General features: G+C 46.0%; 18 protein-coding genes. 9 read left to right on the forward strand and 9 right to left on the reverse strand.

Annotated elements, in window-relative coordinates:
- Positions 1–224 precede the first annotated feature (224 nt).
- Positions 225–359, reverse strand: a complete 135-nt coding sequence (locus tag JJU34_RS19235; protein WP_228694051.1) for a DUF4372 domain-containing protein — start codon at positions 357–359, stop codon at positions 225–227.
- Positions 360–500: 141 nt separating this feature from the next.
- Here JJU34_RS19235 and JJU34_RS19240 point away from each other — a divergent pair, with 141 nt between their 5' ends.
- Together JJU34_RS19240 and JJU34_RS19245 are read left to right on the forward strand one after the other, a co-directional pair.
- The gene (locus tag JJU34_RS19240) at positions 501–4,610 is read left to right on the forward strand and encodes a hybrid sensor histidine kinase/response regulator transcription factor (RefSeq protein WP_228694052.1); all 4,110 of its coding nucleotides are present in this window, start codon (positions 501–503) and stop codon (positions 4,608–4,610) included.
- Positions 4,611–4,788: 178 nt separating this feature from the next.
- Positions 4,789–8,382 (forward strand): BspA family leucine-rich repeat surface protein, encoded by a 3,594-nt coding sequence (locus JJU34_RS19245; RefSeq protein WP_228694053.1) that lies wholly within the window; start codon positions 4,789–4,791, stop codon positions 8,380–8,382.
- A gap of 147 nt (positions 8,383–8,529) precedes the next feature.
- On the opposite strand, the gene JJU34_RS19250 is transcribed toward JJU34_RS19245, so the two are convergent.
- Positions 8,530–9,396 carry a pirin family protein gene (locus JJU34_RS19250; RefSeq protein WP_228694054.1) on the reverse strand — a complete coding sequence of 289 codons (867 nt, stop codon included), beginning with the start codon at positions 9,394–9,396 and terminating at the stop codon, positions 8,530–8,532.
- Positions 9,397–9,519: 123 nt separating this feature from the next.
- Between JJU34_RS19250 and JJU34_RS19255 the strand changes: the two genes are divergently transcribed.
- Entirely contained in the window at positions 9,520–10,911 is a 1,392-nt protein-coding gene (locus tag JJU34_RS19255) for an FAD-binding oxidoreductase (RefSeq protein ID WP_228694055.1), read from the forward strand.
- A gap of 48 nt (positions 10,912–10,959) precedes the next feature.
- On the opposite strand, the gene JJU34_RS19260 is transcribed toward JJU34_RS19255, so the two are convergent.
- Complete coding sequence (locus JJU34_RS19260) at positions 10,960–12,129, reverse strand: DUF5009 domain-containing protein (RefSeq protein WP_228694056.1); 1,170 nt, start codon at positions 12,127–12,129, stop codon at positions 10,960–10,962.
- Between the two features lie 596 nt (positions 12,130–12,725).
- Here JJU34_RS19260 and JJU34_RS19265 point away from each other — a divergent pair.
- Both JJU34_RS19265 and JJU34_RS19270 read left to right on the forward strand, forming a co-directional pair.
- Complete coding sequence (locus JJU34_RS19265) at positions 12,726–13,460, forward strand: glucosamine-6-phosphate deaminase (protein ID WP_228694057.1); 735 nt, start codon at positions 12,726–12,728, stop codon at positions 13,458–13,460.
- 26 nt (positions 13,461–13,486) lie between these two features.
- Complete coding sequence (locus JJU34_RS19270; RefSeq protein ID WP_228694058.1) at positions 13,487–14,818, forward strand: glucose/galactose MFS transporter; 1,332 nt, start codon at positions 13,487–13,489, stop codon at positions 14,816–14,818.
- Between the two features lie 507 nt (positions 14,819–15,325).
- Here JJU34_RS19270 and JJU34_RS19275 read toward each other — a convergent pair.
- Entirely contained in the window at positions 15,326–15,871 is a 546-nt protein-coding gene (locus tag JJU34_RS19275) for a transposase (protein ID WP_228694059.1), read from the reverse strand.
- A 211-nt stretch (positions 15,872–16,082) separates the two neighbouring features.
- Here JJU34_RS19275 and JJU34_RS19280 point away from each other — a divergent pair, with 211 nt between their 5' ends.
- From JJU34_RS19280 to JJU34_RS19295, 4 genes are all read left to right on the forward strand, one after another.
- Complete coding sequence (locus tag JJU34_RS19280) at positions 16,083–16,472, forward strand: hypothetical protein (protein WP_228694060.1); 390 nt, start codon at positions 16,083–16,085, stop codon at positions 16,470–16,472.
- Between the two features lie 78 nt (positions 16,473–16,550).
- A complete protein-coding gene (locus JJU34_RS19285; RefSeq protein ID WP_228694061.1) occupies positions 16,551–17,699 on the forward strand; it encodes a DUF4221 family protein in 1,149 nt (382 codons plus the stop codon).
- A 207-nt stretch (positions 17,700–17,906) separates the two neighbouring features.
- The gene (locus JJU34_RS19290; RefSeq protein WP_228694062.1) at positions 17,907–18,632 is read left to right on the forward strand and encodes a hypothetical protein; all 726 of its coding nucleotides are present in this window, start codon (positions 17,907–17,909) and stop codon (positions 18,630–18,632) included.
- Entirely contained in the window at positions 18,521–19,045 is a 525-nt protein-coding gene (locus JJU34_RS19295; protein ID WP_228694219.1) for a DUF4221 family protein, read from the forward strand. Before JJU34_RS19290 ends, JJU34_RS19295 begins: the two co-directional genes overlap by 112 nt.
- 308 nt (positions 19,046–19,353) lie before the next feature.
- Here JJU34_RS19295 and JJU34_RS19300 read toward each other — a convergent pair whose 3' ends face one another.
- The 5 genes from JJU34_RS19300 to JJU34_RS19320 form a co-directional block, all read right to left on the reverse strand.
- Positions 19,354–20,820, reverse strand: a complete 1,467-nt coding sequence (locus JJU34_RS19300) for a Gfo/Idh/MocA family oxidoreductase (protein ID WP_228694063.1) — start codon at positions 20,818–20,820, stop codon at positions 19,354–19,356.
- A 267-nt stretch (positions 20,821–21,087) separates the two neighbouring features.
- A complete protein-coding gene (locus JJU34_RS19305) occupies positions 21,088–22,233 on the reverse strand; it encodes a M14 family zinc carboxypeptidase (protein ID WP_228694064.1) in 1,146 nt (381 codons plus the stop codon).
- A 102-nt stretch (positions 22,234–22,335) separates the two neighbouring features.
- The gene (locus JJU34_RS19310) at positions 22,336–22,626 is read right to left on the reverse strand and encodes a DUF1330 domain-containing protein (protein WP_228694065.1); all 291 of its coding nucleotides are present in this window, start codon (positions 22,624–22,626) and stop codon (positions 22,336–22,338) included.
- 23 nt (positions 22,627–22,649) lie between these two features.
- Positions 22,650–24,242 carry an alkaline phosphatase family protein gene (locus JJU34_RS19315; protein ID WP_228694066.1) on the reverse strand — a complete coding sequence of 531 codons (1,593 nt, stop codon included), beginning with the start codon at positions 24,240–24,242 and terminating at the stop codon, positions 22,650–22,652.
- A 10-nt stretch (positions 24,243–24,252) separates the two neighbouring features.
- On the reverse strand, positions 24,253–25,041 hold the full coding sequence (locus tag JJU34_RS19320) for a glycerophosphodiester phosphodiesterase family protein (protein ID WP_228694067.1): 789 nt from the start codon (positions 25,039–25,041) through the stop codon (positions 24,253–24,255).
- Between the last annotated feature and the right edge of the window lie 98 nt (positions 25,042–25,139).

A 25,139-nucleotide genomic window follows, 5' to 3' on the forward strand; every position in this document is an offset into this window, starting at 1 on the left:
TACACAACTCCTTAAGACTGCCGTTTATAGTCAGCACTGCATAAAACATGCAGATGAAATCGAGCACGACGCAAGCGACACACACTGGGATGACTATCCTCCATGCGAGATTCCATCTGACCATTAAAAAACAAATATAGACAGATGAAATCGAGCATGACGCAGCCGTCACACACTGGATGACTATCAACCATGCGAGATTCCATGTGACCGCTGAAAAACAATTATAGACACATGAAATGATCCTTCACGTTGAGTTTCTTGTAGTAGCGGTCAGCACCTTGCTGTTCGACCACATCATCGAAAATCTCCTTGGGGATCAGGAACATAAGTTGGGCTGTAATAGGATGTCCGGACAAAAAATTATGCTTACATCTTTGATCTCGGACGATAGTAAATTTTTTTTTACCAATTAGCTAAAAATATACTCCTAGGTGATGCAATGGTGAAAGCTTTTTTTCGACTTATCCCAATGTTATCTTTGTCTGATCCTGATTTCTATGAAGTTTCTGCCCTTTCTATTTTGGTTTCAATTTGCTTACCTTGTTTTACCCCTTGCTTATGGTCAATCGAACCCATCGCATTTGGTGCAGGCAGAAAGTTTCTCTATCGAACAGGGATTATCAGACCGTTATGTAAACAGTTTTGCTAAAGATAAACAGGGATTTATTTGGGTAGCCACTGACAAAGGACTCAATCGATTTGACGGATATGATTTTTTGACCTACGATACCCGACCATCCAATCCCCAAAGGATCTGGCAAAACAAAATCCATGCTATACATACTGACCGTGAAGGCAACCTTCTATTGATCTATGATTTCCTGCTTTCGGGCGTGATGGGCCTATTGGATCCACAAACAGGAAAAAGCGAAGTTTTCAGGTTTGATGCTTCCAGCGAGTTCCAAGGGAAATTCATAGATGTGAAACATGGAAAAGACGGGGCAATTTACTTTGTCAATCAAACACCATACAAAAGGACGATTTTCCGGTTTGAGGAGAAACAAAAGGATTTCGTCAAGCAATTTGAAATTGCCCTGGCCCCGAGCAACAAAAAAGACTTTTTAGCTGCTTCGGATGGGACATTTTGGATCGCCGATGTTACAGCAGTTGGCAATGACTTCACCTTAATCCAATTTGATTCCTCGGGCAGACAAATGGCCAGGTTTGGAATGGATAACTTTATCGGTGCAGCTTTTAATTCCCCCAGGGAGATCAAACTGGCAGAAACCGGGTCTGGTGATATCTTGCTTTATGCGGAAAAAATCGGCGTATGGCTGATCCCCCAAACCCGAAAACCTCCTTTTGACATCCATCCCCAGCTCAAAGGAACCCAATATGAGTTTGTAAAAGATGCAAAAGCTAACGTCTTGGCTTACCACCCCAATCCTGCCCAAGCCGCTCACGATTGTGTATTACTCACCGCAGACGGACAGGTAGAAAATTATGCTTGGGTCATAGATCACCAATCGGAAATACGAAAGGTATTCAGTGATGATTTTAGACAAGGTTTTCTGGCAGGCACCGGCGATGGATTCAACAGTTTTCAAATTAGGCCCAATCTATTTCAGACCCATCTCTCTACCCCAAACTTGGGTAAAACTGCCTATGGAACAAGCATTAGAGGTATGGCAAAACTGGGCCCAAATAAATTGTTTATTGCTACAGAAATAGAAGGGCTATATGAACTGGACCTAGAAAACCAAACCCTTAGCAGACCGGGCGACCGAATGCAATCCTTGGAAGAGTTGAATACCCTAACGTTTACCCGCAATATCCTCGCAGAGGGAGATAGCGTTCTATGGATTACCGGTTTGGCAGGGGTCATCAAATACAATTATAATGCATCGAAACTCCGGTTTTATGCAACCTATGATGGACCCGTCATCACAGGCGATCAGGAAACCTGGGGTATTGCCAGGGATAAGGACGGCCAATATTGGGTAGTGTCCCGTGATGGCAGGCTGTTAGTCCTGAAACCCGGAAAAGAGGAATTCGAAACATATAAAGACAAAGATGGGCGACAACCCCTTTCAGGTACACAGCCTAGCTTCCTCATCAGTGCCAAAGACGGTAGCCTTTGGGCAGGCACTTCCCTCTCAGGGCTATTTAGGATTGACCCTTCACAGGGATTGTCCAAAAACTATTCAGCCGAGGCCAAAGATCCTTCCGGTATTACAAGCAACCATATTAATTGTATTTATGAAGATGAGGAAGGGATGCTTTGGGTGGGAACCATGGAAAGCGGACTTCACCTTTTTGACCCTAGGAAAGAAAAAGTGTTGGCGCTGTATGACCGTACAAATGGTCTAAGAAACAATAGTGTGGTAGGCATTTTACCCGACAGCAAAGGAAATTTTTGGGTAAGTACATTCAGTGGCCTTTCCTACCTTGACACCCAGCAGAAGTCCTTTCGGAACTTTACAACTGCCAACGGCTTATCGCACAACGAATTTAACCGTCACGCCTTTTTCTTTGACGCTGACGAAAGCCGTTTTTATTTCGGAGGTATGTACGGGGTCAACTCCTTTAAGGAAGAAACTATAAGCGCCATAGCCCAAAATGCGACCCTGCTCATATCCGAAATGTGGGTGACAGACCTGAAGGGAAAAACGACCGGGCAACAGGAGGGAATCCTTGACGGGACTACAATCACCATGGCGCCAGGCAGCCGCTTTCTCCGATTAAAACTATCGCTGTTGAACTTCGGTAACAATTCCGGCAATCAGTTTGCCTATATGCTGGACGGGGCCGGCAATGATTGGAATTATCTCGGACAAGGCCGCGACCTCCGAATTGATTACCCGCCGACAGGTAAGCACATCCTGCGCATAAAAGGCGCAGACATACATGGCAACTGGAGCAGCGACGAAATTACATTAAGGCTAGACGTTCAGGAATTTTGGTACAAGAGTTGGTGGGCCTTGGCATTATATACCCTTTTATTGGCAGCCGCCGGCATTTATTTTTACCGGTTTCAGCTTAGCCGTACTTTTGCCAAAAAAGAAGCAAGTCGCTTACAACAGCTAGATGACTTCAAAACCCGTTTCTTTACCAATATCAGCCACGAGTTCAGAACCCCGCTTACCGTGATCCTCGGAATGATCGACCTTTTGAAAACAACCGCCATGGAAGGCAAATCAAAAGAAGCCGAAGAACATTCGGAAATGATAAAAAGAAACAGCCGTCACCTGCTGAACTTGGTGAATCAATTGCTTGACCTTGCAAGGCTCGAATCTGGAAAACTTCAGCTTTCGCCCGCCAATGGCAACCTCGTTTCCTTTATCCAATACCAGGTAGAATCATTTCGCTCTTATGCCCACTCGCGTGGAATAGACCTCAGCTTTCAAAGCGACAGGACAAGACTCGAAATGGCCCTCGACTATAATAAAATGCAAGGGATATTGGTAAACCTGATCTCAAACGCATTGAAGTTTACGCCCGAAGCGGGTAAGGTTTCCGTGGAACTGAAAACGGTCCCTTTTTTACCGGAAACAGATCCCAAAGAGGTCATCATTACGGTGATGGACACCGGTATCGGTATTGCCCAAGAAGACCTGGGCAGTATATTTGACCGCTTTTACCAAGTGGACAGCTCCTCTACCAGAAAGGATAGCGGTACCGGCGTGGGACTTGCACTTGTGCAGGAATTGGTAAAGCTGATGAATGGTTCTATATCGGTAGCTAGCCAACCCGACCTGGGAACAAGCTTCAGCATCAGCCTCCCTTTTACCGCCGTAAGTGCTGAATGGAACCATCAGGCTCCTGAACCGGCAAAAGACATGGAGGTTAGGATTGAAGAAGCACAAGGTATTGAGGCGGAGGCTTCGGAAGACAAGCTCCCGGTTTTATTGATTGTAGAAGATAACCGGGATGTTCGATTATATATTTACGAAACCCTGAAAGAACAGTACAGGATTACCATGGCGGTAAATGGGGCTGAGGGAATCGAAAAAGCCAGGGAAATAGTGCCTGACCTGATCATCAGCGATGTGATGATGCCCATAAAAGACGGGTTCGAATTGTGCAAAGTCCTGAAAGCAGATGAACTTACCAGCCATGTACCCATCATATTGCTTACGGCGCGGGCTGATGCAGCATCGCGAATTGCGGGGTTGAAACGGGGTGCTGATGCCTACCTGGCAAAACCCTTCGAACCGGCGGAACTATTGGTGCATGTGGAAAATCTGATACGCCTGCGCAGACAATTACAAAAGCGGTATACTTCAGTGGAAGAGCTCCCACAAATACCATCTACCGATCCAGACCTTGAGCTAGAGGATGCTTTTATTCTAAAAATCAGGGAAGTGATAAAGCAGGATTTAAGGAATGGGTCTATCGAGATTCCAGAGCTTAGCAAGGCCATGGGTATGAGCCGAAGTCAACTATTCAGAAAAATAAAAGCCTTGACCGGCACTTCACCAAGCCTTCTGGTCAGGTCCATCCGTCTACAAGAAGCCCAAATTTTACTGCGCAAATCAGATCTGAGCATTGCCGAAGTTGCATATGAAGTTGGTTTTTCTACCCCGGCCTATTTTTCCACTGCCTTTCTCGAAGAATATGGCTCTTCCCCCAGCGAGTGGCGTTTGCAGGTCAAAAACGCATCTTAATACGCATTCCAGAAACTTTTTATTCCTAAAATAAAGCTTTTGCAACATGGTTAAAAGCATTTGAACCATGATTGAAAGCCTATCGGGCATTTTACTTTCACTTTTATACCCGACAAAAGAAAGGTAAGTGATCCATTCACCGAAGCCTTTAAAATCCAGCGTAATAATACCCTACATTATGAAAGACAAAGTTTCACTTTTCCGCATCCGCGCCATGTTCTCTTTTGGTTCAAGAATGAGAACCCTAAGCGTTTGCTTGTTGATGATGGCCCTTGCCCTCGGATCAAGCATAAGCGCCTCGGCACAACAGCCCTTTATCACCACCTGGAAAACCGACAATGCCGGCACTTCTTCCAGCAATCAGATCACGATTCCCGGCGAGGGCAGCAACTACGCCATTCACTGGGAAGAAGTGGGCAACCCTGCCAATCAGGGCAATGTAACCGGCAATCGCGCCACCACCCTCACCTTTCCATCAGCAGGCACCTATCAGGTGAGTATCTCGCCGGGCGCCGGCACCTTTCACCAGATCGCATTTAACAATGGCGGCGACCGTCTCAAATTGCTCAGTATTGATCAGTGGGGCAGTATCGCCTGGAGTAATATGGGAGGTGCCTTTTATGGCTGCGAAAATATGACTTACAATGCCACCGATATTCCAGACCTCTCCAATGTAACCTCACTGTTTTTTATGTTTGCAAGATGTGCCCAATTCAACGGTGCCATTGGAAATTGGGATATAAGTAACGTGACAAGTTTGCAAGGAATGTTCTTTTTTGCCACTGCTTTCAATCAGCCAATTAGTAATTGGGATGTAAGTAACGTGACCAATATGATTTCCACATTCTCTGGCGCAACATCCTTTAACCAGCCCATCGGCAGCTGGGATGTAAGCAATGTGAATAATATGAGGACTATGTTCTCTGGTGCAACAGCCTTTAACCAGCCTATCGACGACTGGGATGTTACTAACGTGAATAATATGTCATCTATGTTATCAAGTGCAAGGGCTTTCAATCAGCCGATAGGTAATTGGAATGTAAGCAATGTGACCACTATGAATCGTATATTCTCTGGTGCAACAGCCTTTAATCAGCCTATTGGAGACTGGAATGTAAGCAATGTGGTCGATATGACGTTCATGTTCGCCCAAGCTACTGCATTTAATCAGCCCATTGGAGACTGGAATGTAGAAAAGGTAACCACAATGAACGGCATGTTTTCAAACGCCAGAGCTTTTAACCAAGAGATAGGCAATTGGAATGTTGGCAACGTGACCAATATGAGGGCTATGTTCTCCGTTGCTACGGTATTTAACCAACCAATTGGTAACTGGAATGTAGGGAAAATGACTGATATGGAGTCGATGTTTGACGGTGCCAGGGACTTTAACCAACCTATAAGCAATTGGGATGTTAGCAATGTAACCAACATGAGGAACATGTTTACTTTTGCTTTGGCATTCAATCAACCTATTGGAAACTGGGATGTAGGTAATGTGGGTGATATGTTCAGCATGTTTCAGGCCGCCAGAGCATTTAACCAGCCGATCGGCAACTGGAATGTAAGTAACGTGACCAATATGAGTCTCATGTTCTCAGGAGCCAGTGCGTTCAACCAAAACTTAGGCACATGGACACTGAACAGCAGCGTAGACCTTTCCTCTTTCCTTGACAGTAGTGGCATGGACTGTCTCAATTATTCGGCTACGCTGCAGGGCTGGGCAGCTAACCCAGCCACACCAGATGGACGTAACCTTGGCGCCTCAGGCAGACAGTATGGCACCAATGCTGTAGCGGCCCGAAATACCCTACTGGCAAAAGGATGGACTATCAGTGGCGATGTGGCTTCAGGTACCCTTTGCCAGGCCTGCGAAACCATCACTGCCGAGATCAGCGGCACCTCGGATGTTTGCTCTGGTGCAGATGCCAATATCTCAGCGGCCATTACAGGAGGAGTATCACCCTATACCCTGATTTATTCACCGGATGGGGGCACTACTAACATTACGGTAAATAATTATCAAAGTGGAGAGGCCATTACCCTAAGCCCTGCAACTACAACCACCTATACCCTGGTCTCTGTAACCGATGGGAATGGTTGTACAGCTGACCTTGTCGGTAGCGCCACCATAACCGTTGAAACACTTCCTACGGCATCCATTTCCGGTACCCCTACTGGTTGCGGTAGCGTATCGCTGATAGCAAGTGGTGGTACTACGTATCAGTGGAATGGCGGTAGTACGCCCACCCAAGCCGAAAATACCTTTACCAGTTCAGGAGTCTACACTGTCACCGTTACAAATGAAGCGGGCTGTAGCAGTGAGGCAACTGTTGAGGTCACCATCACTTCGCTCACCTTCTACCTCGATTCAGATGGAGATGGTTTTGGCGATCCTTCTGTCAGCATTCAGGACTGCTCCGCTCCTGTGGGTTACGTAAGCAACAATACAGATTGCGATGATAATGATGCCGATCTGAACCCCAATACTGTGTGGTACCTTGATGCAGATAACGATGGCTATTACACAGGTTCGGGAATCACGCAGTGTGAAAGCCCTGGAGAAGGTTACCGGTTTGAAGGACTGAAAGGCGGAAGTGATTGCAATGATAATGACCCCGCCATTAACCCCGGTGCAACAGAGGTATGTGATGGCTTGGACAACAATTGTAATGGACAGATTGATGAAGGTTGCAGCAGTAACTGCAACTCTTTAGATGCATCTGCCAGCAGTCAGCCGGTTCCAGCGGGTAGCCCAGCTACCCTTAGCGCGACAATGTTCCCGGCTTTACAGGGTATTACAGTTCAATTTGCATTAATAAATGAAGCAGGAATAACTACCCACTACCTGCAGGCAACCACCCTTGAAAATGGAACAGCTACTGCTACTGTGACAGGTTTGACTTTGGGTGTTTACCAAGTGAACGCTACGGCTGATTGTGGGACTTCGGTAGCTTACCTGCCTGTGTACGATGCGAGCGGCAGCTTTGTCACCGGCGGAGGATGGTTTACCTCGCCCGAGGGTGCGATGCCAGCACAACCCGATGTTACCGGTAAAGCCAATTTCGGTTTTGTCGCTAAATATAAAAAAGGAAATAATCAGGTAGAAGGAACCACCGATTTCCAATTCAGCGCCGGCAATCTCTCCTTCAAGAGTAACCTCCATGAAAACGGATCCCTTGTGATTAGTGGACGGAAGGCCACCTATCGTGGAGAAGGAACTGTAAATGATGAACCAGGATACAGATTTACACTTACCGCTTTGGATGGCCAATGGAACGGAGGATCAGCCCCCGATCAGTTCCGCATAAAAATATGGAACGACTTAGGTATAGTGTATGATAACCAATTAGGAGCGGCCGACAACGCAGATGCTTCTACAGCACTTGGCGGCGGTAACATCATGATCCATGACCCAAAAGGAAAAAATAAAAGGGAGGTTACCAGCGAACTTGAAGAAAGTGCTCCAATTATGGAAAATAGCCTTCAAATGGAAAATAGTCCTCAAATGGGAGATTTTCCAAGGGTGACCAGAATGTACCCCAACCCCGTTTCAGATCAGATTGTTCTCGAATTTGGACGAACGGAAGAAGATGAGGTGGAAGTAAGTATCTATGATATGAAAGGGGAAAAGTTGTTGGCCATTGTGTCTGAATCAGAAAATGAAAAGATCGTATTAGATATTTCAAGTTTACGAATGAAACCGGGAGTGTTTGTATTATTGGTAAGAACAAAAGGACAAGCGCAGGTATTTAAGTTTCTGAAAAAGTAAGCTGCAAAGCTGCATTCCAAAAAAGGGTGGCCTCCAAAATCAATCGTTGATTTTGGAGGCTTTTCATTAATTTGGGTCTCTGCATGCAACCCTTGGATTTGTTCATTAGTCGAAGTAGAGGATAGCCAAAGTGCCCATTAACTGGTCCTAAGGCAAAGGCACAAAATCGGATTCCCCCTCTATATTGGGAAATTTCTGCTCCTTCCATTGCGCTTTGGCCTGTTCGATAACTTCCTTGTCAGAATGCACAAAGTTCCAATAAATGTACCGCTCTTCAGGAAAGGGGTCACCCCCAAATAGGTAAATGGTCGTGTTTGCACCGATCTCAAAGGAACACAGTTTGGCGTTCTCTGCAATCAAAATCTGCCTCGGACCAAAGGTGCTTCCTTCTGCCTTGATTTCTCCTTCGAGTATGTACAGGCCGCTTTCTCCAAATAACTCGTCACCGATATCCAAAACGCTGCCTTCGGTGGATTTAATTTCCACCATGTACAGAGGGCTATACACCGGAACGGGGGACTTTCGGCCAAATGCCTCTCCCGCGATTAACTTAAACTGAACACCTTCATCTTCCCAATGCGGGATATCTTCTGACGCTACGTGCACAAAGCTGGGTTCGATGTTCTCCTTGTCCTTTGGCAAAGCCACCCAAATCTGTAAGCCATGCAGGCTTTTCACTTTTCCGCGAAGGTATTCCGGGGTACGTTCCGAATGTACCACTCCTTTTCCAGCGGTCATCCAATTAACTGCTCCAGGTTTGATTTCTACGTTTGAGCCAACCGAATCCCGATGCATAATACTTCCTTCAAAAAGAAAGGTAAGGGTAGAGAGTCCAATATGTGGATGCGGTGGCACATCAAAGTTTTCCGATTCCGACAGAGATACCGGTCCCATGTGATCTATAAAAGAAAATGGTCCTACCATTCGCTTTTTCCGAAAGGGAAGCAGCCGTCCAACCATGAAGCTACCTATAGACCTTTCCCGTTCCTCGATAATTAGTTGAATGTTTGACATAACACGATATTTTTATGAATATACAACCTGTTTTGCTTCCAGGTTAAAATTAATGGTATTTTAGTAAATCATTGTTTCAATCTTTAGATATGATTAACGGGTTTTTATTATACAAAATACGTGATGGATACCGCCGATAGACTACTGCAGGGCATCGTGGCCATTGTGGGAGCGGATAACGTGCTGGTGGGCGATGAGTTGTCGGATCGATTTGCCCATATTTGGCAGACACACATTCCTTTGCGGGCGACCGCAGTGGCATTGCCTACCCGTATAGAGCAGGTGTCTCGTATATTGACGCTGTGCAATCAGCACGAAGTGTCCGTGGTGGTGCATGGAGGACGGACCAATATGGTCGGCAGCACCGAGACAGATGGGTCTGAATTGGTGATTTCCATGGAAAAGCTAAACCGGATCTTGGAAATCGACTCGGATAGCAAGACCGTAACGGTAGAGGCAGGTGTGATATTGGAAGACCTACATCGGGCTGTTCAGGAGGTTGACTTGATGTTTCCGATCACGTACGGTGCAAAAGGCTCCGCCCAGGTTGGCGGAATGATCGCCACCAATGCCGGTGGATTGCGGGTTTTCCGATACGGAATGACCCGGCAATGGGTATTGGGACTAGAAGCCGTACTGGCGAATGGTACGGTGATTTCGTCGATGAAAAAACTGGTCAAGGACAATTCCGGCCCGGATTTGAAGCAACTTTTTATCGGCTCAGAGGGCACATTGGGAGTAGTGACGAGGGCTGTGTTGCGGCTGTGTCATCCACCTTCCCATCGGAGCACTGCTTTTGTGGCATTGTTGGATTATTCAGCCGTCGTCCGGTTTTTGAAATCAATGGAGCAGGTGTTGGGACCATCCCTCACAGCATTTGAGATCATATGGAAGGACACCTACCAAAGTATGTGCGGTATTTTGAAGGGTGGGGGTATTCCGCTTGCCTTTGGGTATCCCCTGTATGTGCTGCTGGAGACGTCTGGAGACGCATCTGCCTGTGGTGCGGGCAGACTAGAGAAGCTATTGGAGAAATCCCTTTTGCGTGGAGAAGTGTTGGATGCTGTGGTGGCTGGTTCTGACACGGAGCAGGCTTTATTTTGGCGGATTCGAGAAGACGTGGACCATATCGTTTCCCAATGCACGCACGATCAACATTTCGATGTGAGCCTACCAGTGGCGGATATTGGAGCCTATGTGGATCGGGTTAGCGCTGCGTTGGATCGGGTTTTGGAAGTTGACAAGTATTTTGTCTATGGGCATATGGCCGATGGGAATATGCATTTGGTGGTAAGTAAGACAGTTGGTTCGGAGGAGTTAAAGGAACGGGTAAACCATATCGTATACACCCCACTTCGGGACTATGGAGGGTCGATTTCGGCTGAACACGGCATCGGATTGCATAAAAAGCCCTATCTGAGCTATTGCCGAAATCCGGAGGAAATGCAGCTTATGCGTACGCTAAAAAATGCGCTGGATCCAAAAGGTATTTTGAACCCAGGGAAAATACTATAAAGCTCCGAAGAGGCCTTCAGTAGGCTTCTTCGGAGCATAGGCCAGTTGTTAGACCTTGATGAATATCTTTTTGCGGTAGAGGATATACAAAAATAGCCAAACCAGTAGTAACGCACCGAACGCTTCAAATACGCGATGCCATTCCTCCGGTAGGGGGCTATAGAGTCCATAGAACAACTTTCGGGAGGTATAACCAAAGTTGATAAAGCTATAGCCAAAATAGATGGTCAGGGAGTTTAATCCAATCACTTGGAAAAAGAAGGCCCATTTACGTACTTTCCAAACATCGATGACGGTATAAAAAGCCATCAGAAATAGAAAGGCCATACCGGCTGTGAGTAGTACGAAGGAGCTGCTCCAAAGGTGCTTGTTGATGGGGAAATGCAAGCCCCAAACCAATCCAACGCCGATGCCTACTATCCCTGCGAGGCTCAGCCACTTGATTTTTTCGGTTTCCGAGGTGTTTTTGGCGAGTATTTCCCCTGCTAAGCTACCCAGAATGGTCAGGCACATGGCAGGAAACTGGGTGAGCAGACCCAACTCATCGTAGGTGCCCTGCAGCAACCTTCCTGGTAGAAATGTTCGGTCAAACCAACCGACCAAGTTCCCTTCAAAACTTAGATCTCCGGCCCCGTAGCCAGGTACCGGGATCAAGAAAAGTGCCGCATAGTAGGAGAGTAGTATGCCCAATGCCCAGCCCAGCCGTTGCAGGCTGTTAAAGTTGAGGAATAGAACCGTAGAAACAAAGGATGCAAGACCTATGCGGCCCAACACGGAACCTAGGCGTATCTGCGAAGGTTCGAAAAAGGGAATAGGGGCGTTTTTAAACAGGATGCCCAAGCAGATCAGAATAAGCATCCGCTTAAAAGCCTTTTTATATAAAAGCTGTTTCCCTAAACCCAGGGCCATACCTTTATTTAAAGAAAATACCAACGATACCCCTGCCATAAACAGAAACAGGGGAAAGATAAAGTCGTAGAAAGTAAATCCATTCCAAGCGGGGTGGGTGAGCTGATCGGCTATCCAATCCACGGCTGCCAATCCGGTTTTTCCCTTAAGGAGTACCAGGAAGGTTCCTCCTCCGGATATCAGTAGCATGTCAAAACCTCTTAGGGCATCTAGAGACAGCAGTCTTTTACTGCTGCCAGGGGATTGATGCGTGGTGCTCGAAAAGTCCTCCGAACTGACGTCAAGATTTGGCTGGGGCGAGTTTTTCATTTTGGGTTGATTGGTTGCTTTCTCCGTTTATAAGGCAAGAATGATGATTTATACTATTTGTGGATGATTTGCAGTCAATTTATTTCTATTAATTGGATTATAAAAGTATTTTTATCGGGCGTGCTCTAAATTAATTACCAATGGCTACCTTTGTTTATCTGATATTTGGTACGTAACCGGATTATTCACCTGGAAATACAGTTGCTTTGCGTTCCGCTGACTAGGGGTGTGCGTAATTTGTGACAGGCTAGTTGATGCCAAATGTATTGAGAGGACAGCCCATGAATCAGACAACCGACTACTTGATAAAATAGGCATTGGTCTGAGGTGTACCTAGCAGGATTTTGTCTGCCAAAGCTTCTTGACACCTAAAATTTTGGCTAACTTAGCCGGAAATTTCAAGTGTATGCCATTTGTTTTTGAGTGGTCAGAATCTGTCCCGCACCGACGGTCGGGATGCCTTCCTTCAGGTAAGTAGCATGGTTTATGGTCACCCAACTGGGAGACGATGTTGTCATGCCTGTCCGCCTTTGGATGGCTTGATTTCATTGGATCACCATTAAGTTTAGTTTTTACCAATCCTATAATTAGTGAACATGGAAATAATCGTATCCGCCGATCCCAAGGAGTTGGGTCAAAAAGGCGGTAGTGCTGCGGGAGAACTCATCCGAAAGGCAATCGCCGAAAGGGGTGAGGCAACTATCATTTTGGCTACGGGAACGAGCCAGTTTGAAACTATCAATCAACTGCTGGAAGAAAAAGGGATCGCATGGGACAAGGTAACCATGTTTCACCTCGACGAATATTTGGGATTGCCGATTACCCATCCGGCGAGCTTTCGCAAGTACTTAAAGGAGCGTTTTTTGGATAAGGTTGGTCAGCTGGCGGCCTATTACCTGATAGATGGTGAGGCAGATCCAGTAGAAGAAACCGAGAGGCTGGGGCATCTGATTGCCTCAAAGCCCATCGATGTGGCGTTGGTTGGCATTGGAGAAAACGGGCATTTGGCATTTAACGATCCACCTGCTGATTTTGATACGGAGAAGCCCTATTTGGTGGTAGACCTGGATGAAGCGTGCCGCAAGCAGCAATTGGGCGAAGGCTGGTTTCCGGATTTCGACTCCGTTCCGAAGCAAGCCATCAGCATGTCCATCAGACATATCATGAAATCTGCCGCGATCATCTGTTCGGTGCCCGATGAGCGAAAGGCAAAGGCGGTGCAGGAATGCGTCGAAAACGAAGTAAGCAATCTTTTTCCTGCTTCCATTCTGCAACAGCATCCGCAATGCACGCTGTATTTGGACAAGGCTTCTGCCTCTCTGTTAAAATAACCCTACCAACCAAAATAACCAAACCTGTGGCGTCCAAAACCCAAACTGTAGAAGTAGGCGCGCTCACGCAGCGACAGACCTATATTTCGATCGGCATCATCGGTGGACTGTTTTTTATCTTTGGCTTTGTGTCATGGGTAAATGCCATCCTGATACCCTATTTTAAGGTGGCCTGCGAGCTCAACAACTTTCAGTCCTACCTGGTCGCTTTTGCCTTTTATATTTCCTATTTTGTATTCTCGGTTCCAGCTTCTTATTTGCTGAAGGCTGTCGGATTCAAAAAGGGGATGAGTGTGGGTTTTTGGGTCATGGCGGTTGGTGCGTTCGTTTTTATTCCTGCTGCGATGGGCCGGACCTACGAGATTTTTCTCCTAGGCCTATTCCTGATTGGTGCCGGTTTGGCGGTCCTTCAGACCGCGGCGAACCCCTATATCACCATTTTGGGTCCCAAGGAGTCGGCCGCCCAACGCATCAGCATCATGGGTATACTGAACAAGGGGGCCGGTATCCTCGCTCCGTTGGTGTTTGCTGCAGTGGTGCTGCGGGTCACCGACGACGCCATGATCTCCCAACTGGACACCTTGGATGTGTCCACCAAAGATCAGTATTTGGACGAGCTGATCGGAAGGGTGATATTGCCTTATACATTGGTTGGTATTTCGTTGGTAGTTTTGGGGGTGTTGGTGCGTTTGTCTCCGTTGCCCGAAATCAACACCGAACAGGAAACGGCCGAGGTGGCCATTACCAATGCCCATAAAACCCATATCTTCCAGTTTCCGCATTTGATCCTGGGAGCGGTTGCCATTTTCCTTCACGTGGGTACTCAGGTGATTGCCATCGATACCATCATGAGTTATGCCATGTCGATGGGCATATCCATGTTGGATGCCAAGGTTTTCCCTTCTTACACCTTGGCAGGAATGATTGCCGGGTACATTTTTGGCATTATTACCATTCCCAGGTTTATCCAACAGGTTAACGTGCTCAGGGCATTCACTACCATGGGGCTATTGTTTACCTTTGGGATTCTGTTTTTGAGAGGTGAGGTTAGCCTGCTGGGGCTGGATGTAGACGTGTCTATCTGGTTTGTGGTGCTGCTCGGCTTTGCCAATTCGCTGGTTTGGGCGGGAATCTGGCCCTTGGCGTTGGATGGGCTGGGAAAGTTTACCAAACTTGGTGCGTCCATTTTGATCATGGGGTTGTGTGGAAATGCCATTCTACCGATGGTTTATGGACATTATGCCGACGCAGTGGGCTTGAGAGAAGCTTACTGGGTATTGGTTCCTTGCTATCTGTACCTTATGTATTACGCGTTTTATGGTCACAGAATACGGTACTGGCAAAGAGGGAAACGGTGAGGTTAGACTAAGCGATCCTATGAAATGAAAACCTTGAAAAAGCCACCTCTAAACTTACTTGTTGGGGTGGCTTTTGTTTTTATTGAAGATTATACGCCTCAATCCTCGACCAAATACATGATTTCTGCTACCAAGATTGCAGGGCTACGCCCCTGAGTGTAGCTTGTTCCCTACCGGCAGGTCTAAAAAACTGTCGGCCGAGTGGGACAGGTTCACCGCGGGATAAATACCCACCTATCCGGTTTCTGTTATCGTCATCGGGCCGATATTTAGGTATTTCGGCTGCTTCCTTCCCGATCTGTTTGCAGCTGGAATTTATCTAGTTGTACTTCTATTCAAATATCAGCGGGTTCCAAAAAGCTATTATCGAAGCCAGTCTAAATGGTATGAAAGGAAACAACTTAGAAGCAAGTCAAAAATAGGAGGTGATACCGATTCCCCGGGCTGGGTGTAGTTTGCAACTACACCCTTCTATTAATTCCAATTTGCAATTGGAAATGGACGGAATTACCAATAATCGACCTCTATTAAGCCTTCTAACCCAGCATAATTCCTTGCGCTCGAACACATATAGTCTTCAGGTTTTTCCACGATTCCTGCCCTTACCGGATTCTTATGAATATAATTCATTCTACTTTCGATCATTTCAGTTCGATAAAGTTCAATAGCATGGTTTTCGTGTGTCCAAAATTGCATTTCACCGGCTCTTTTATTTAATTTAGCATGATAAGCAAAAATCATCTTCAACCATTCCTTTCTGCTTTCCTGTGGATTCTCCAGTATCATTTTAAGCAATTTCTTGCTTGTAAACTTCTTAAAATCCCGTACCCAACCTGACAATTTTCCGTCTTTTTGTTGAACAACCAAGTGAAGGTGATTGGTCATGATAACATAACCAAAGAGGAAAAGTCCCTTCTCCTTTCTACAATAAGCCAGATTTTCCAAGATACAGTCCCTATAAAGCTTTCTTGAAAACACATCTGCCCATCCAACCACTTGGAAAGTTAAAAAGTAGGGCATTTCCTGATCTCGTATTTGGTAAGCCTCTCCCATAGCTGAAAATAGCTTATCCGCACGGAAATTACAAATGAATATAGAAGTCTATAAATAGAAGGAATGGTTTTTTTCGGAGCCGTCTTCAAATCTCAGTCAGAAAGTCTTCAAAATGTCTGGTATGTGTTTACTAATAAATTCTTTCGTACGCCATTTCAAATGGCAGGAAATGGATTACGTACTCCAAATAGATTAGAAATAGTAGGGTGTAGTGGATACTACACCCAGTCGGGGGAAAGGAAGGGCGCTGGACAATATCTACATCGAGCGGTTCTGTCGGTCCATCAAATATGACTACGTTTACCTGAACCCATGCGAGGATGGCTTTGAGCTGTGGAAAGGGGTAAAATGGTACATGGATTACGATGACACCAAGATCCACCACACCACCCGGGAAACGCCCGGGGAGAGATACGGGGCAGTTCTTTTATTGGGATCGTTGGCAGCGGTGGTCGGATTTGGATTTGTCTCAGACCAGCATGCAGATGTAAAGGCACAAAGTGGTGTTGAGTGGTGTCAGTGGTTTGATGCACCTGACGAACCCCATGACGGGTGCGTGATTTTGGTTTTTAATCTTCCTTGCATATGCGAAGGGTGCTAAAATCAGTAATTATCAAAATATGAATATAGATAGCAAGTTTGTTATCTATATTCTATTTACTATTAATTTTTATAAATTATGAAAAAGATCGTATTTATTGTATTTTTGAGTTTGTTATCTTTTGGTTGTAATAAGAAAACTCAAAAAAGGCAGTTTAAAATGGAAACAATAGAAGAAATTTCCATAAAGACAAATGATCTTATCTCTGTAAATCCTGGAAACACAAAGTTTATTGAAACTGACTCAGGTACATTTTTATTTGCCTATAATCATGTAGAGAAAAATTACCAATTCATTGATTTTTCAAATGGGAAAGTGAATCATAAAATTCCTCTAACCTTTGAGGGGCCAAATAGTGTTAAGGGACTTCTTGGAGCAACTCTTACAGGTCCGGATTCGATATGGCTTACCTTTTCTCCACCTGCAATTGGACTAATCAATTTTAAGGGAGAACTTCTGTTAAAAAGACAAATACCCAATGATAGGGTTTCTGTTACTGCCTTAATAACTACATTTTACAAGCCAATTATACAAATAGGGGCGGAAATTTATGGCCCCCAACCTTATTTTATGGGTCATCACGAAATGGACAAGGAACAGATTGCCAAACACCAATTGGTTTTTAGCTATTCCTTCGGTACCGAAACTACATCGTGGCATGAGGTTTTTTACTCAAGCACTTACTGGGATAATGGCAAGAAGCTTACGGATTATTCATGGGATGAGAGAGATGGAAAAATTTATATTGCCCCATATTATGATCATCAAATTCAGATTTTCGATAGTGCCACCAAGAGGGTGGTGAAAAGAAATGAGGTTAAATCTCTTTATGTTAACCGTTTCAATTTTGTGGATAATATTCCATCCGGTTTTGAAGAAGCCAATAGAAACATTTTAGAAAGCGACCAATATGGTCCTTTTGTTTACGATCGCTTTAGGGATCTATTTTATCGTGTATTTATACCCAGTTACAAGTCGGATAGTGAGCTATCATCAGAGGAACTGCGGTTTTTTGTCAGGTCTCGACCATATGCCGGAATAATGGTTTTGGATAGCGAGTTGAACGTTCTTGGTGAGCATATATTTGATAAGTTTGAAATACATACTTCAACAAATATGTTCGTTGGAGAGAGAGGTCTATATCTATCCCTCAACAACGAAAACCACCCCGACTATGACGAAAATCATTTCAGGTATAGGCTGGTGCGGTTTGATATAGAAGAATGAGTAGGGGAGGCAGATTACCCGGACTATATTTTTGTCTACTTGTTACTGTAACGTAAGCAAACCTACATCCCCATCCGTTTTTTCCGGTAAAGGGTTTGGATCTTTGCGGGCATGATAGATCCACAAACTGTTGCCTCGAGGGGGCTAGACCACGTTTTATATGTATGGCTGACTTATTTTTATTGAATCGTTTGAATGTATTTAACTATGTCTATACGAGTTGTTTTATTAAGTATTTTATTTGCTGCATGCAAAGAATCAGGTAAGCCGTCACTGACCCTAAAATCATCGGAGGAAGTCTTGATTACTCCAAAAGTGCTTATGTCCACGAATCCGGCGCATATTCGTTTCGTTGAATCTGACTCAGGCCAGTATTTCTTTTTTATCAACCATATTTCCAGAAATCCTCAGTTTATAGATTTTGAAAGCGGAGAATTAGTCAAGGAAATCATCCATCATAATGATGGCCCAAACAGTATGCGCAATCGCACGGGAGTGGGTCTGTTGGAAGGCGATAGTATTTGGGTTACATTTTCACCCAGTTCTATTGGGTGTGTAAATTTCTCCAGTGAGGTCATTTTTAAGCGGGTCATTGACAATAGTCCTATCCCTTTAACCAACTTGGCCTCGAACTTCCATCAATCGCTGTATCGGTATCAAAGTAAGATTTTCGGAATGCAGCCGTCCTTTATGTCTCATCATGCTATGGACAAAAAGGATATCCGAAACCATCCCCTTGTTTATAGCTATGATGTAGAGTTAGATCTATTTAGTGGTATGATGTATATTATCCTGATGACTATTGGGATCAAGGGAAGAAGATTTCAAATTTTTCTTGGGCGAGGAGGGAGAATAAGCTATATATTTCACCTTGGTATCATCACGAAATTCAGGTGTTTGATATGGATTCTGAATCCGTCGTCGACCGTGTGATAGTAAAATCGGAAAATATAAATCGGTTTAACTATGTCAATATTCCTCCTGGATCTCATGAGGAAGCCTTGCTAGCGAGCATTGGAAGTGACCAATATGGAATTTTACTCTACGATAAATATAGGGATTGCTTTTACCGCTTTTATAATCCCGGTTACAGTGACGAAAATGCCTATTCGACTGAAGTTTTGTGGAAAATTTACCGTTCACGTCCAGTTACGGGGCTAATGGTTTTGGACAGAGATTTAAATGTACTGGGAGAGTATGTTTTTGAGAAGTTTCAGATTCACGCAGGATCTAATATGTTTGTCGGAAAAAAGGGATTATACCTATCTCTGAATAACGAAAACAGTCCAGATTTCAATGAGGAGATCTTAAGGTATTTAGTGGTACAGTTTAACATGCCGGAATGATCTTGATAGGAGGGGCGACGTCAGTAGTAGATTGATTCTTGTTCCAATTTTAGTTTTAAGTTGGCTATCAAGTTGTGCAAACCTTGCGAATGATAGCTATCTCTCATTCAAACGGTTTTTGTGACGTTAAAAGCCAAAAAACCAGCTCAGAATAGATTCTGAGCTGGTTGTACACAAACTGGTCGCTTATGTTTCTCAACAGACCCTATAATTGAAATCGAGCACGACGCAAGCGACACACGGAGGAACGATTGTAATACGTGCGAGATTCCATGTGACCGCTGAAAAACAATTATAGACACATGAAATTATACTTTAAATCCTTCTCTGTACGTACGGCCAACGAACTGATTGGCTTCTTCCTGGTTGGTGATCCGCATGTTTTCACCGTCCCAAAGCAACTTCTTACGGGCGAAGAATTCCATCTGGCCTTTGCTGTTTTCTCTCCTGAGCAGGTAGCTGCGGATGGCCAGGTTGCCCATCAATACCGTCTCGGTCATAGGTCCGGCGTAGTCAAAGGAGGAGGTAAGTTCCTTGTGTTCTTTGCTGTTAAATCCGGCCTTGCAGGCATCCACCCACTTGCGTTGGTGGCCGTATTCGGGCTCGTCCATTTCCTCCACCTCGGGGCCAAATTCCTGGGTACCGTCGTTGAGATACAGTTTTGGCATGAGCGGTGAACTGTCGTTGATATTGGTACTGATGATTCCTTTTTCGCCAATGATCAGCACTCCGTTTGCACTGTTGCCGCCTCCTATATCGTGGTCGGCAGGGATGATGTCCGGATGTGCCGGTCGTATGCCACCATCCATCCAGGTCATCTCAATGGGAGATTTTGATTTTTGGGTAGCATTGAAGTGGAGTGTGATAAAGGAGGTAGCAGGAGCACCTTCCGGATTAAAGTCGGCGTTCCACATGCCGGAGTAAACGGCCCCTACGCTACATTCTGCATCTGTAGGATACATCAAGCCCAGCGTTCGGAAGGGAATATCGATCAGGTGACAGCCTACGTCGCCCAATGCGCCCGTGCCGTAATCCCACCAGCCTCTCCAGTTGAAAGGATGCATGTTAGGCGTATAAGGCTTGTACTCTGCGGGGCCTAACCAAAGGTTCCAGTCCAGGTCATTGGGTTTTTGACTAGCATCCGGCTTGGGCATAGGTCCTCCCTGTGGCCATACGGGGCGATTGGTCCATACTTGTACCTTGGATACTTTGCCGATTTTGTCGGAGTCGATCCATCCCTGCACCATATTCAGCAAGGGGTTGGATCCGCCCTGATTGCCCATTTGGGTTACAATCTTGTTTTTGCGTGCCATTTCGGTCAGCAATCGAGCTTCCCGGATATTGTGGGTCATGGGTTTTTGTACATAGACGTGAACGCCTCTTTCCATGGCATAAGCTGCCGCAGGACCGTGTACGTGGTCAGGTGTAGAAATAGTCACCGCATCGATGTCTTTTTCTTTGTCCAGCATTTCCCGGTAATCGGCATACAGTTTTGCTTTGGGGAAGGCCTCCACAGTGCGCTTGGCAGAACCTGAAAAATCCACGTCGCAGAGGGCAACCACACGTTCCCTGCCGTTGACGGAAGCATTGCGAATATCGCTGGAACCCTTTCCTCCGGCACCGATGGCAGCTAGGTTTAGCTGGTCACTAGGGGCCGTGTACCCGACTCCGCCAAGCACATGTCGTGGGACAATCAGAATGGAGGAAGCGATGGCGGCGTTTTTGATAAAATTGCGCCGGGAGCTTTCCAAAGTCTCGTTTTTTGGTTTTTTCATTTGGATATGATTTGATTTTTAAAGGTTACTTTTCCCTAGGAAGTTCCTATGGGGGAATCGTGAATGGTTTCTATCCGTCTCCGTGCGACGGCTTTGTCCTACACGATCTCCTGTTAATTGACACATTCAACATGTTTCTGTTAGCTAAAGAAAACAATAAACTGTTTTTAACCTAATAAAAAGGTATTGGTAGTTTCATTTCCTTGCTGAATGGTATACCCAACCCCGTATTATTTGGGCCATTTGTGTTCCCATAAACCTGCGCAATCACTCCCATACTAAGCGTTCTGCGAAGATATATCGGAAAATCTCTTGGTAAAGTGTAAGCTGTATGTCCAGAATCTGTTCATAGCTCGTACCGTCTTCAATCGTGCCGTGCGGGCTTTCAAAGGTGAACGCCATCGTCCCGGAGGCGTGGTGTAAAGCACTCACTAGGTTAAAGGAGCTGCGTGGGGGAAACTGTTCGTCTTCAGGGGCTACTTTCAGTGACCAATTTGGACCCCGGTTAGGAAGTCCCTGGGAGATAAACCGGTTGTTCAGCTGCCGGGCAAAATCATCGATCCGCCTTTTCACAAAATGAGGTGCATGCGCATTTTGGATGACGAACGGGGTGCAGGAACAAGAATGCAGCGATACGGTGATATCCGGTACTTCCTCCAAAGCGATCTTCATAATGGCTTTGGTTTCGTCTGCCATCGGCGCAAAGAACTCATCGTGCATGATATTGATGCCGTCATCGTTGAAGTAGGCGCCTAAAATTCCCACATCACCCTGCATGGGGTGCAACGCCTTGGCATGGGGCCAACGCCAGAGCGTGCCATCCTTTTTGGTTCCCTGTCCATACTTGGTCATGGTCTCTTCGGGCAGGCCTACAAAGGTGTCGTAGGGCACTCTTTTCCTTCCGTCGGGATTGCCTGTGGGAAGGATGATCACCCTGCTTTTGTGAAAGAACTCCGCAAGTTCCGGCCATGCCGTTCCCCGTAGGTCTTTGCCGGTTTCAGCGATCTCCAGCAGGTTAACCAAACCCACTATACCCTCTGCTTCTTGGCCATGCACTGGACCGATGAAGTAAACCACCGGTTTCGTATCCACTGCTTTCTGGGCATAAAAAGCGAGATTCTGAGCAGCAACGGCGGAGTTATAGTTGGCCTGGCCCTTGAAGTCCTCTTTTTCACCATAATAAACGGCATATACCGGCAATCCACCGGGAGAAGTGGCAATTTGTGCCACCTTGCCCCTTTGAAGTTTGGCGATCGCTTGTTCGATATCCATCAGTGTTCCTTTGTAAAATGCAGGGATATCGGTTTGCTTTGGCGGATCCCCAGGCTGTAGCAATAGCTGAGCAAAGGCAACCTGGCAATGGATAAAGAGAATTAGGCAGACAGCAAGTAATTTAAAAATAAGGTATTGCATGGGTTTATTGGTTGTTCGGTTAATCAAATTGACCAAAATTCAATGCTGGAATGAGGTACGAACTGCTTTCCCAAGCCATCGCTGAGCCTGTACGAGGTAGGGCTATCCAATCCCCTCCACCAGTAGCATCTTGGTATGAGCAGCTTCTTGGCGGATTTTTCGTGCCGCTGTATACGCTTCGGAATGCCACCAAGCACGTGCCTGATCCGAAGAGGGAAATTCCAGTAAAATGATGCGTTCCGGCTTCCAGTCCCCCTCCAGTGGTTCGGATGCACCTCCACGGACGACAAACCGGCCACCAAAGGGCTCCAAGCTCGAGGGGGTTAGGGCTTTGTAAGCATCGTATCTTTCCGGATCATGGATGCTGACTTCGACAATCACATAGGCTGGCATAGCTGTTGGGTAGATAGGTTAGCTTATTTCAAGTATTTTTCGGTCAGAATTTGCTTGGGAATACCGGGCCCTTGGATACTGACATTCAAGTCCTGTCCACCAAAATCATCGAAGTACCACACTTCCAGTTGATGCGACCCTGCGGAGAGGTTGATTTTTCCGCTAACCTCTGTCAATCCATGGGAACCGTCGTTGTCGATCAATTTTTCACCATTGATAAACAGGAAACTTCCATCGTCTGAATTTGCGTAGAAGACGTATTCTCCGTCCTGCGGAAGGTTCAGCGTGGCAGTGAAAACCAAGGCAAACTGATCCTCTCGGTGGCTGATTTCATCCAGACTGATTTCATGACTTTTTCCCGACTTAATCGGCGTCATCGTATCGAGCGCTGGCAGTGCGGTAAAGGTTCCCTCATAGTACTTCCAAGATACCTTGGTGTTTCCAGTGGCCAGTCGGTATTCGGTAGATTCGATGCGGCTTTTCTGTCCGTTGACGATGTTTACTACCTTCAATGCGGCATTTTGCTTTAGTTGGATAGGTGCTTGATAGGGAATCGAGTTACTATCCGGGTCCGATCCGTCCAGTGTGTAGTATAGGCTACCATTGGATTGACGCAGAAGCAGGTTAACAGCTACCTCTTGGGCGTTGATAAAGCCGCCTTTGGGTTCTATGTGGGGGATGGCCACAAAGGCTTTTTTTCCCGTTACAGGGGTCATTGCCTCGGCCATCACGCGCCCGATGGTGCCGGCGGGTGGTGTTACTCCCAGAAAATAGGCGAGGGTAGGAGCAACGTCGTAGATGTAATAGGGTTCTTCGAGGACCTTGCCGGCTGTTACTCCTTTGCCGTACAGGAGGATGGGGATTTCGAGTTCATAGAGGGTTCTGCCTCCGTGTCCAAAGTTGATGCCTCCATGGTCTCCGGTGATTAAGATGACCGTTTCATCCATCAGCCCTTCCTTTTCCAGTCGATCGATGAAGGCGCCAATTCTTTGATCGTAGTAGCTGATCATGTCGTAATAGCCATGGGTGTCGTGCCCATGTTCGTGGCCTGCGCCATCCGTTTCATCTATGCCCAAAAAGAGAAAGTCCGGCAATTCTTCAAAGAAGTGCTCTACGGCGGTATCAAAAACTTCCGTCCCGTTCTTTGATCGGAAATGCTTGTCAACCACACTCATCTCAAACATCCGAGACAAGCCACTCCATTCGTAAAAAAAGTGGATGCGTGACTCAGGTCGTTGTTCTCTCATCCAAGACAATAGGCTTGGATACACATCCTCTGCCCCTGTTTGGATAGGATCCCAATGGCGGCTATCCCGTTCCCAACTATTATCATAGATGCCATGCTGCACAGGATCTACTCCAGTAAGCATGGAGGTCCAGTTGGGGGTACTCACCGTAGGCAGCACACAACGGGCATAGGGTGCCAGTGCACCTCCGGCGATCATTTTGTCCATGGTGGGAGTAGCTGCTTTTTGTAGCCCTCGGGAACTAAAAGCATCTAAACCAATGAGGATAACGTGTTTGGCTTTCGGTGTATTGGACTGACCATAGCTCGGATAGGTTTGAGCCAATAATCCGATACCGAAAAACAGCAGGGCGGTGAGGCGTTGGTACATGGCGGGGAGGTTATGAGTTGATGTTGCCGACCAGCGTAAGTAATAATTCGGGTTCATCCGTCGTGATGAAATCCACTTGCTGTTCCAATAGCCACCGCATGTCTTCTTCTTTGTTCACGGTCCAAACATTGACAGTTAGGCCGAGGGCATGGGCCTCTTGGATCCAATGGGGGTTTTCCTTGACTACCTTCAAATTGTAGTCAAAACCAAAATACCCTTCAGATTTTAGCTCCTGTGGGGTTTTTTCTCCGGTCAAATAGGCGACGTTTGCATCGGGATCCAGTCTAATAAGTTCACTGCCTATGTTTTTGTCAAAGGTGATATAATCCACCCATTTTTCTGCCCCCATCTGTTTGACAGTCTCTACAACTTTGGCCGCAATTTCTTTTCCCCGCTCGTCGCCTAGGCGTGTAGGCTTTACTTCCATGATGAGCTTGGTTTTATTTTGCGTCATGCCCTTTCGGAGGTACTCCTCCACAGTAGGTAAGCGCTCTCCGTTTGGAAGACGCAACGTCTGAACCTCGTCGTAGGTCGCTTCTTCGATGACCATCCCTTCATAATCTGCATCGTGGTTTAGGACCAAGACGCCATCTTTGGTCATCCAAACGTCAAATTCAGAACCCATGCAGCCCAGGTTAAAAGCCTCCTGTAGGGAAGCGATGGAGTTTTGAGGCAGGCCTTTTGCTTTCCATGCCCCCCGGTGGGCAATCACTTTGTTGTCAAGGAAGGTGTTTTGTTCGCTTTGGCAGGACATAAGAAATAAAAGCGTGAATAGCGTTGGAATAGAAAGAAATTTCATGGATGTGGATAGCTTTGTAAAACGTACAATGTTCGGCTAATCTGTTTATTTTCGCAAAGTAATTATTTTATTTTAATGTTAAGTACACATCAAGCAAT

This window comes from Lunatimonas sp., assembly GCF_020832325.1.
In the GTDB taxonomy this organism is placed as follows: Bacteria; Bacteroidota; Bacteroidia; order Cytophagales; family Cyclobacteriaceae; genus Lunatimonas.